Source organism: Streptomyces sp. NPDC001514 (assembly GCF_053597075.1).
The window spans coordinates 1-9,289 of the sequence record NZ_JBSFHO010000031.1; the positions used below are offsets into that span (position 1 = coordinate 1).

Annotated in this window: 9 protein-coding genes; 7 read left to right on the forward strand and 2 right to left on the reverse strand. The window is 70.3% G+C overall.

Annotated elements, in window-relative coordinates; genetic code table 11:
• Positions 1 to 92 precede the first annotated feature (92 nt).
• Positions 93 to 719: an RDD family protein gene (locus ACWCXB_RS27330; RefSeq protein ID WP_450726414.1), complete on the reverse strand. Its 627-nt coding sequence runs from the start codon at positions 717 to 719 to the stop codon at positions 93 to 95.
• Positions 720 to 953: 234 nt separating this feature from the next.
• On the opposite strand from ACWCXB_RS27330, the gene ACWCXB_RS27335 reads away from it, so the two are divergent.
• The 3 genes from ACWCXB_RS27335 (at position 954) to ACWCXB_RS27345 (ending at position 4,011) form a co-directional block, all read left to right on the forward strand.
• Positions 954 to 1,820, forward strand: coding sequence for a bifunctional methylenetetrahydrofolate dehydrogenase/methenyltetrahydrofolate cyclohydrolase (locus ACWCXB_RS27335; protein ID WP_450726415.1), 867 nt, complete (start codon positions 954 to 956; stop codon positions 1,818 to 1,820).
• Between the two features lie 6 nt (positions 1,821 to 1,826).
• Positions 1,827 to 2,621 (forward strand): DUF3017 domain-containing protein, encoded by a 795-nt coding sequence (locus ACWCXB_RS27340; protein WP_450726416.1) that lies wholly within the window; start codon positions 1,827 to 1,829, stop codon positions 2,619 to 2,621.
• 169 nt (positions 2,622 to 2,790) lie between these two features.
• On the forward strand, positions 2,791 to 4,011 hold the full coding sequence (locus ACWCXB_RS27345) for an NADP-dependent isocitrate dehydrogenase (RefSeq protein ID WP_450726417.1): 1,221 nt from the start codon (positions 2,791 to 2,793) through the stop codon (positions 4,009 to 4,011).
• Between the two features lie 104 nt (positions 4,012 to 4,115).
• On the opposite strand, the gene ACWCXB_RS27350 is transcribed toward ACWCXB_RS27345, so the two are convergent.
• Entirely contained in the window at positions 4,116 to 4,523 is a 408-nt protein-coding gene (locus ACWCXB_RS27350; RefSeq protein WP_450726418.1) for a hypothetical protein, read from the reverse strand.
• A gap of 283 nt (positions 4,524 to 4,806) precedes the next feature.
• Here ACWCXB_RS27350 and ACWCXB_RS27355 point away from each other — a divergent pair, with 283 nt between their 5' ends.
• From ACWCXB_RS27355 to ACWCXB_RS27370, 4 genes are all read left to right on the forward strand, one after another.
• Positions 4,807 to 5,619 carry a helix-turn-helix domain-containing protein gene (locus tag ACWCXB_RS27355; protein WP_450726419.1) on the forward strand — a complete coding sequence of 271 codons (813 nt, stop codon included), beginning with the start codon at positions 4,807 to 4,809 and terminating at the stop codon, positions 5,617 to 5,619.
• Positions 5,616 to 6,494 (forward strand): helix-turn-helix domain-containing protein, encoded by an 879-nt coding sequence (locus tag ACWCXB_RS27360; protein WP_450726420.1) that lies wholly within the window; start codon positions 5,616 to 5,618, stop codon positions 6,492 to 6,494. Before ACWCXB_RS27355 ends, ACWCXB_RS27360 begins: the two co-directional genes overlap by 4 nt.
• A gap of 489 nt (positions 6,495 to 6,983) precedes the next feature.
• The gene (locus ACWCXB_RS27365) at positions 6,984 to 7,997 is read left to right on the forward strand and encodes an XRE family transcriptional regulator (protein WP_450726421.1); all 1,014 of its coding nucleotides are present in this window, start codon (positions 6,984 to 6,986) and stop codon (positions 7,995 to 7,997) included.
• Positions 7,998 to 8,163: 166 nt separating this feature from the next.
• Positions 8,164 to 9,153 (forward strand): malate dehydrogenase, encoded by a 990-nt coding sequence (locus ACWCXB_RS27370; RefSeq protein WP_450726422.1) that lies wholly within the window; start codon positions 8,164 to 8,166, stop codon positions 9,151 to 9,153.
• Positions 9,154 to 9,289: the final 136 nt, after the last annotated feature.

Here is a 9,289-nt window from a genome sequence, read left to right on the forward strand (position 1 = left end):
CCGGATCAGCCGAACCGCAAGGATCGGTCGACCCGCCGGGATCAGTCACTCCGTTCCACCGTGCGACGCCTGCCTCACGGCTTCGTGACGCGTCAGGCGCGCACAACCACCGTGCTGCACACCTTGTCGGCGAAGGTCTGCTTCTTGCTGTCCCAGATCGGCCACAGCCAGCCGATGTAGCAGGCCAGGCTGTCGAGGAAGTGCGCGAGCTTGCGCACGAAGGCCATGCCGAAGCCGAGCGTGGAGCCGTCGGCCTCCTTCAGGACCCGGATCTTGACGACCCTCTTGCCGATGGTCTGGCCGGTCTTGCCCTCCAGGTAGAGCTGGTAGAAGAACATACCGATCAGGTACACGAAGCCGAGGATGCCGAGCACGGCGAAGCCGCTGTCGTTCGGCGAGCTGCTGAGGCCCACGCCGATGCCCGCCAGCAGGTAGTACGGCCCGGCGATGATCAGCATGTCCAGCAGATAGCCGCCGAACCGCAGGCCCCAGTGGGCGAGTTCCGGCATCTGGCCGTAGCCGGGCGCTCCGTACCCGGGCTGCTGCCCGTATCCGGGGGCCTGCGGAGCCTGCGGGTACTGCCCGGGCTGCTGCGGGTAGCCGTAACCCTGCTGGGGTACGCCCTGCGGGGCCTGCTGCGGGTAGCCGTAGCCGGGCTGACCCTGCGGGGGCTGCTGGGGCTGCTGCCCATAAGGGTTGTTCGGGTCGCCAAAGCTCATGGCGGGATTCCTCCGTCGGGTTTGCGGGGACGACGCGGTCCTGGACCGGAGGAACGTCACAAAAACAAGCGGTCTGCCCCCCGACACTGCCCGCGGCACTGCGCGGATCATCGTCGTCTTACCATCGCTTTTTTGTCCAGTCGATAACCGTATGTGTTGTGCAAGTGCAACCTCGTGTTCCCGTCGGAGTCCCCGAATTGGAACAGGAGAGGGGTCATCCGCGAGGATGGGGGCATGACCGCCCAGATTCTCGATGGCAAGGCCACCGCAGCCGCGATCAAGTCCGACCTGACTGCCCGCGTGGCGGCGCTCAAGGCCGCGGGGGTGACACCCGGCCTCGGAACGCTGCTGGTCGGGGACGACGTCGGCAGCCAGAAGTACGTGGCCGGAAAGCACCGCGACTGTGCGCAGGTGGGCCTGGCGTCCATTCAGCGCGAACTCCCCGCCACCGCCACGCAGGAGGAGATCGAGGCGGTCGTCAGGGAGCTCAACGAAGACCCGGAGTGCACGGGCTACATCGTCCAGCTCCCGCTGCCCAAGGGCATTGACACCAACCGGGTGCTGGAGCTGATGGACCCGGAGAAGGACGCCGACGGCCTGCACCCGATGAACCTGGGGCGGCTCGTGCTGAACGAGAAGGCGCCGCTGCCCTGTACCCCGGCGGGGATCGTCACGCTGCTGCGCCGCCACGGCGTCGAGATCAACGGCGCGCATGTCGTGGTCGTGGGCCGCGGTGTCACGATCGGCCGGCCGATGCCGCTGCTGCTGACGCGCAAGTCCGAGAACGCGACGGTGACGCAGTGCCACACGGGTACGCGCGACCTCTCCGCACAGCTGCGGCAGGCCGACATCATCGTCGCGGCGGCGGGTGTGCCGCATCTGGTCAAGCCCGAGGACGTCAAGCCGGGCGCCGCGGTGCTGGACGTCGGCGTCAGCCGTGACGAGAACGGCAAGATCGTCGGCGATGTGCACCCCGGCGTCGCCGAGGTGGCCGGCTGGGTCGCCCCGAACCCGGGCGGCGTCGGCCCGATGACCCGGGCGCAGTTGCTGGTCAATGTCGTCGAGGCGGCGGAGCGCGCCGTGGCCGGCGCTGCGGGCTGACCGGACATGGGCGAGCCCACACCGGGGCCTGACACCCCGGACCACGACTCCGACACCGCCGGCGGCGCGCGTCCGGCCGACGGCGCGGCAGCGTCGAACGGCGCCACGTCGGAGCGTGTGAACGGCCGGGACAAGGCACAGGACAAGGCGCGGGCCAACGGACGGGCCAACGGGCACACCACCCGTCGGCCGGCCAGGGCCGGTGCCGCCCCGGTCAACGGCGCCGAGCCCGAGGCCGAGCCCGAGGCCGGTACCGAGACCGGTACCGAAGCCGCCGACGACGCGCACGCGATCGGGCAGGACCGTGAGCCCGGCGCCACCGGCCCCGGCGCCGACGAGCCCGGGACCACCGCCCCGGGCGAAGCGCCCCGTACCGCAGGCGCAGGCGCCGGCCCTGGCACAGGCAAGTCGCGGCGCCCGCCCACCGTCACCCGCGGCACCGCCCGCCCCGAAGGCGGCGGCCGCGCGGCGCCCGGCGACGCCCCCGCCCCGGCCCGCCAGTGGCCGCTGCTCACCGTGATCGGGCTCGCGGCGCTCGGGCTGCTGATCGTCGGTACGGATCCGTTCCCCCAGGCATTCCGGGTCGGCACGATCCTCGTCGGTGTCGCTCTGCTCACCGGCGCGGCGCTGCGCCGGTGGCTGCCTTCCGTGGGCATGCTGGCGGTGCGCTCGCGGTTCACCGACATGGTGACGTACGGCCTGCTCGGCACCGTGATCGTGCTGCTCGCCCTCATGGCCCAGCCGCGCCCCTGGCTGAAGATTCCGTTCCTGGAGGAAGTGGTCCGCTTCACTGTCCGTTAGGTCGCGCTTCACGTGTTACGCGTGCGCGGAGAGGTCTCCCGATTCATCACGACGTCGAGTATCTTGATGTCGAGATAAATCGACGAGTCCGGCTGCCCGGCTGCACTGCGCGATGCGCGGACCGACCGACACGCCGAATCGCCCGAGCGTGAGAGGGATGTTCGACCTCATGGCCAAGATCAAGGTAGCCAACCCCGTCGTCGAGCTGGACGGCGACGAGATGACCCGCATCATCTGGCAGTTCATCAAGGACAAGCTGATCCTGCCGTACCTCGATATCGAGCTGAAGTACTTCGACCTGGGCATCGAGCACCGCGACGCCACCAGCGACCAGGTGACGGTCGACGCCGCCAACGCCATCAAGGAGTACGGCGTCGGCGTGAAGTGCGCGACGATCACGCCCGACGAGGCGCGGGTCGAGGAGTTCAAACTCAAGGCGATGTACCGCTCGCCCAACGGCACCATCCGCAACATCCTCGGCGGGGTCATCTTCCGCGAGCCGATCATCATGGAGAACGTGCCACGCCTGGTCCCGGGCTGGACCAAGCCGATCGTCGTCGGCCGTCACGCCTTCGGCGACCAGTACCGCGCCACCGACCTGAAGGTCCCGGGCGAGGGAACCCTCACCATGACCTTCACCCCGAAGGACGGCTCCGAGCCGGTGGAGCTCGAGGTGTACGAATTCCCCGGCGCCGGCGTCGCGCTGTCGATGTACAACCTCGACGCGTCGATCCGCGACTTCGCGCGCGCCTCGTTCCGCTACGGCCTGGCGCGTGACTTCCCGGTCTACATGTCCACGAAGAACACGATCCTCAAGAAGTACGACGGTCGCTTCAAGGACATCTTCCAAGAGGTCTTCGACAGTGAGTTCAAGACCGAGTTCGACGCCAAGGGGCTGACCTACGAGCACCGCCTCATCGACGACATGGTCGCCTCGGCCCTCAAGTGGGAGGGCGGCTACGTCTGGGCCTGCAAGAACTACGACGGTGACGTCCAGTCCGACATCGTGGCCCAGGGCTTCGGCTCGCTCGGCCTGATGACCTCGGTCCTCATGTCCCCCGACGGCCGTACGGTCGAGGCCGAGGCCGCGCACGGCACGGTCACCCGCCACTACCGCCAGCACCAGCAGGGCAAGCCGACCTCGACCAATCCGATCGCCTCGATCTTCGCCTGGACGCGCGGCCTCGCCCACCGCGGCAAGCTGGACGGCACCCCAGAGGTCACCCGGTTCGCGGAGGCCCTGGAGCAGGTGTGCATCGACACCGTCGAGGGCGGCCACATGACCAAGGACCTGGCACTGCTGATCTCCAAGGACCAGCCGTGGCTGACCACGGAACAGTTCCTCGACGTCCTGGACACCAACCTGCAGAAGAAGATGGCCTCCGCCTGATCCCGGCGAGCGCCGGCGTGTGACGGGGCCCCGTCCTCCCGGGCGGAGAACGGGGCCCGGCCTTGCAGCAGCGGGTGCCGGGTGAGCGAGTACGGGTCAGCGGGTCACACCAGCTTGAGCAGCACGTGTACGTCGTGGCCCTTGTGCCAGCCCGTGTCGACCAGCGGGCTGTGGTGGCTCTCGTCGCTCCACCAGTAGTACCGCTCCCAGGTCTGGTGCCAGTTGCCGTTGAGGTCCGAACCGGTCGCCGTGTAGACCTGCGCGGCCTTGCTGTCGTGCTTGTTGTCCCAGATGTAGAGCTGCGCCTTCGTCTGCGTGTTGAGACCGCTGTAGCGGTCGCACTCGCGGTACTTGACCCCGGCTGCGTTGTCGTCGACCTGGATCGACCGCCAGGGGGTGCAGGCACCCTCGGCCGCCCCGGTGTCCGAGGCGGCGGCCGCCGGCGCCGGTCCGGCCGTCGCGGTCGCGGCAAGCGCCACGGCGGCGAGTGCGATGCGCTTGCGTAGGTTCATGCTTCGGATCCCCTCCGTTGCCGCCGGGTCCTGTCGCCCGGCGTCGTGGCAACGACTTTCCTGCGCCAACCCCTGTACCCGCCACGGGAGTCGAGGAGGCCGGTCCCGCTTGGGACGTCCTGGGCGCTGACCTGCTGGGACGTGATTTCCCAGGACACCGTCGTGGGACGCGGGGCGCTGTCCTGTTCCCGTCACGGCGGCGATTCGGGTGGAACCTCCGGCGTCGGGGGCCATCTCATGGAGGGGAGGCGGAGGCACAACAGGCAGCAGGGGGGAACGTCGCATGGCCAGATGGAAGGAGCTGCCCGCCGGGCTCGCTGACCAGGAGCGCCGGCTGGTCGTCCAGTTACGGAGGCTGAAGGACCACAGCGGGCTCAGCCTCGCCGCTCTCGCGAGCAGGACCGGCTACAGCCGCTCCTCCTGGGAGCGTTACCTCAACGGGAAGCAGTCCGTGCCGCGGCACGCCGTCGAGGGGCTTGCGCAGGTGTGCGGGGTGGAGCCGACGCGGCTGATGGTGCTGTGCGAAGTCGCCGCGAAGGCGCGGGAGGAGAGGAAGCCACCGGAGCCGGAGCCGGAGCCGGCAGGGGAGCCGCCCGATCCGGATGACGTGTCGCAGGACGCCGCGCAGGACGCCGCGCAGGACGCGGCGGAGGTCGCCCCGGAAGTTCCCGCGCGGCCCGTACGGATGGTGCCGCTGGGGCGCGTGCTCGCCGGGGCCGCCGTCGCCGTCGCCGTCGCTTTCACGGCGGGACTGTTGACCGCCGGCGCGTGGAAGGACGACACGACGCCCGTCCGGACCGTCGCCGACACCGGATATCTGCGGGGACAGACCTACCGCTGTGACGTCGACCACAAGGACGGCGAACTGCGCGCGGGCCACAGCCTCACCCGCGCAATGCTGCTCGACATCAACAGCACCGGCTTCGACGTGGTCGAGGCGCAATGTCTCCTGCGTGAGCACGGCTTCGAGCCGGGCGCCACCGACGGGCTCTACGAGGAACGCACCAAGGACGCGGCCAAGCGCTTCCAGCAGAAGCGCGGACTCGTGGTGGACGGAATCGTGGGGCCGGACACCTGGAGGGAGCTGCGCCGGTGAAGGCTGCCACCGAGTGTGAGCAACTCGCGTCTTCATTAAGGGAGTTACGGGAGCGCTCCGGTCTGAGCCTGGCCGCGTTGGCCGCCCGTACTCCGTACAGCAAGTCGTCGTGGGAGCGCTACCTCAACGGCAAGCAGCCCACGCCGCGCCGCGCGGTGGAGGCGCTCTGTGCGGTGACGGGCGAGCCGCCGGGGCGGCTGCTCGCCCTCTGGGAGCTGGCGGACGGGGCGTGGAGCTGCCGGGCCGCGCCTGCCCCTCGCCCTGCCCCGGACGCACCGGCCGAGGACCAGGCTGTACGGCAACGGCAACGGCCACCGCAATCGCAGTGGCAACGGCCGCCGCATCGGCATCGGCACCGCTTCCTCGGTCTGCCCGTGCTGCTCGCCGCATTCGCCGCATGCACCGTACTGGCCGCGCTCGCCGTACTCGCGGTCGTGCCGGCCCTGCGAACGGACGGTCCGCCGCGCACGGCCGAGGAGCCGTCCATACGCAACCCGGGCTGCTCGGGGCCGGCCTGCGAGGGCAAGGACCCGAAGGCCATGGGCTGCGGCGGCGCCGGCATGGTGACCACGCTGGCGGACCGTACCGCCCCGGGCGGCCGGCGACTGGAGCTGAGGTACGCCGAGCTGTGCGGCGCGGTATGGCTGCGGGCGACCGGCCTCGCAGCGGGCGACGTGGCCGAGCTGTCCCTGCCGGGCGGGCGGACGCACAAGGCCACGGCGGGCAGTGGTGGTGGCGGCGGTGGCGGGATCGCCGCCGGGCAGTACCTGGTGACGCCGATGGCGGCGGCCGACGGGGAGGCGGCCGGGGCACGGGCCTGTCTGTACCCGGCGAAGGGCTCACCGCCCGAATGCGTCGCCGCCGACGGCTCGTGAGGCGCGTACGACACCCGTACGACGCCCGTACGACGCCCGAACGACAGCCGAGTGCTGCCCCCCACGCCCCAAGCCCCAGGTGACAGCGCCCGTCCTCTCCCCCGAGGGAGGACGGACGCCGTCATGGGCAACAGCGTCATGCACGCGCCAAACACGTTCAAGAGACGTCCGGGGCCTGTGTCACGGAAGTGACGGTTCCGCCATGGTGTGATCGTCGGGCAACGGATGCGAAACTGGGCGTGCTGAGGGGTGGGGGCGCGCACGGGGGTGAGCGGCCCGCCCTGAATGCCCCCGTGCGCCCCGCGCTCAGGAACTGTCATCCTGGCTCTGCGCATCCCCTTGGGTAGTCCACCCCGGTCGTCCGCCACGCAGGCGAATCGGGCATGGCGTCCGAGGGTGTGGCGGGGCACCACTGGGGGTCCCCCCACGCCCTCCGGGCGTAGGGGGAGCGGGCACATCAGGCACGTTCGGGGGGACAAGGGGGAGGCAATGCCTCGTTGGAAGGCGCTACCGGAAGAGCTCGACCCACAGGTCAGGGAGTTCGCCGGCCAGCTGCGCCGGCTCGTGGACCGCAGCGGGCTGAGCATCGCTGCCGTCGCGGACCGCACCGGCTACAGCAAGACGTCGTGGGAGCGCTATCTGAACGGGCGGCTGCTCGCACCCAAGGGCGCGATCGTCGCACTCGCCGAGGTGACGGGGACGAATCCGGTCCACCTCACCACCATGTGGGAGCTCGCGGAGCGCGCCTGGAGCCGCTCCGAGATGCGCCACGACATGACCATGGAGGCCATACGGATCTCCCAGGCGCGGGCGGCGCTGGGGGAGTTCGGAGGACCGACCGCCCCGGCCTCCGGGGCGTCGCGGACCGCCGCGCCGCCGACGGGCCATGACCGCGACCGCTCGGCGTACGTTCCGGCGCAGGGCGGTGGCCGCTCCGTACCGCCGCCGCACACCGGCGGCCCCGCCGCTGCCCCGGCGGCCAGGGACCAGGGACGCGGGCGGCGCAAGGTGACGATGTTCCTCGGGGGCGTCGTCGGCGCGCTGCTGGTCATCGCGGCGGCCGTGCTGCTCACCGATCTCGGCGGAGGCGGCGGCGACGAAGGCGGCGGCAAGAACGTGGCCCAGTCCCCGACCGCGGCCCCCACCACCAGCGATCCGCAGCTGCCTGCCGGAGTGAAGTGTTCCGGCGCCGACTGCACCGGCCAGGACCCGGAGAACATGGGGTGCGGCGGCCAGTTCGCCACGACCTCGTCGCGCGTGAAGGTCGGCACGGCCCTGGTCGAGGTGCGCTACAGCAAGACGTGCGCGGCCGCCTGGGCCCGTATCACCCAGGCCACGCCGGGCGACAAGGTGTCGATCACCGCGGCCGACGCGAGCCAGAACGGCCTGGTGAACGCGGACAAGGACGCGTACACGCCCATGGTCGCGGTCAAGGCGGCGTCCGATGCCAAGGCGTGCGCCACGCTCACGACCGGCACGAAGGGCTGCACGGAGGAGCAGTGAGCCGCTCCAGTGAGCCGAGCCACAAGGGGGTGGCGGGCCACGGAGGTCCCCGTCGGATAGCCTGATCGCTGGATATCTCTTCACGTCGAGAGATCGATCAGTACGGTGGAGATATCCAGCACCAGGGGCAGGGACCCCCACCGCCAGCTGTCTTACGGAGATCGCCATGACCCGCACTCCCGTGAATGTCACCGTCACCGGCGCGGCCGGCCAGATCGGCTACGCGCTGCTCTTCCGCATCGCCTCCGGCCACCTGCTCGGCGCGGATGTGCCGGTCAAGCTCCGCCTTCTGGAGATCCCGCAGGGCCTGAAGGCCGCCGAGGGCACCGCCATGGAGCTCGACGACTGCGCCTTCCCGCTGCTCCAGGGCATCGAGATCACCGACGACCCGAACGTCGCCTTCGACGGCGCCAACGTCGCGCTGCTGGTCGGCGCCCGTCCGCGGACGAAGGGCATGGAGCGCGGCGACCTGCTCTCCGCCAACGGCGGCATCTTCAAGCCGCAGGGCAAGGCCATCAACGACCACGCCGCGGACGACATCAAGGTGCTCGTCGTCGGCAACCCGGCCAACACCAACGCGCTCATCGCGCAGGCCGCGGCCCCGGACGTACCGGCCGAGCGCTTCACCGCGATGACCCGCCTCGACCACAACCGCGCGATCTCGCAGCTGGCCGCCAAGACCGGCGCCGCCGTCTCCGACATCAAGCGCCTGACCATCTGGGGCAACCACTCGGCCACGCAGTACCCGGACGTCTTCCACGCGGAGATCGCCGGCAAGAACGCCGCGGAGGTCGTCAACGACCAGAAGTGGCTGGCCGAGGAGTTCATCCCGACCGTCGCCAAGCGCGGCGCCGCGATCATCGAGGCCCGTGGCGCCTCCTCGGCCGCCTCCGCCGCCAACGCCGCGATCGACCACATCCACACCTGGGTCAACGGCACCGCCGAGGGCGACTGGACCTCCATGGGCATCCCGTCGGACGGCTCCTACGGCGTCGCGGAGGGCCTGATCTCCTCCTTCCCCGTGACCTGCAAGGACGGCAAGTACGAGATCGTCCAGGGCCTGGACATCAACGAGTTCTCCCGCACCCGCATCGACGTGTCGGTCGCCGAGCTGGAGGAGGAGCGCGAGGCGGTCCGCGGCCTCGGCCTCATCTAGTACGTCCGTACGTACACGTACATACGGCCAGTGGGGCGCTGCGCGGTTGCCCTCACTTCGATCGATCATCGCTCATCTGTGACGCCCAGATTGCATCTGAGTGAAATTCTTGGCACCCAGTGTCTTGCGGCCTGGG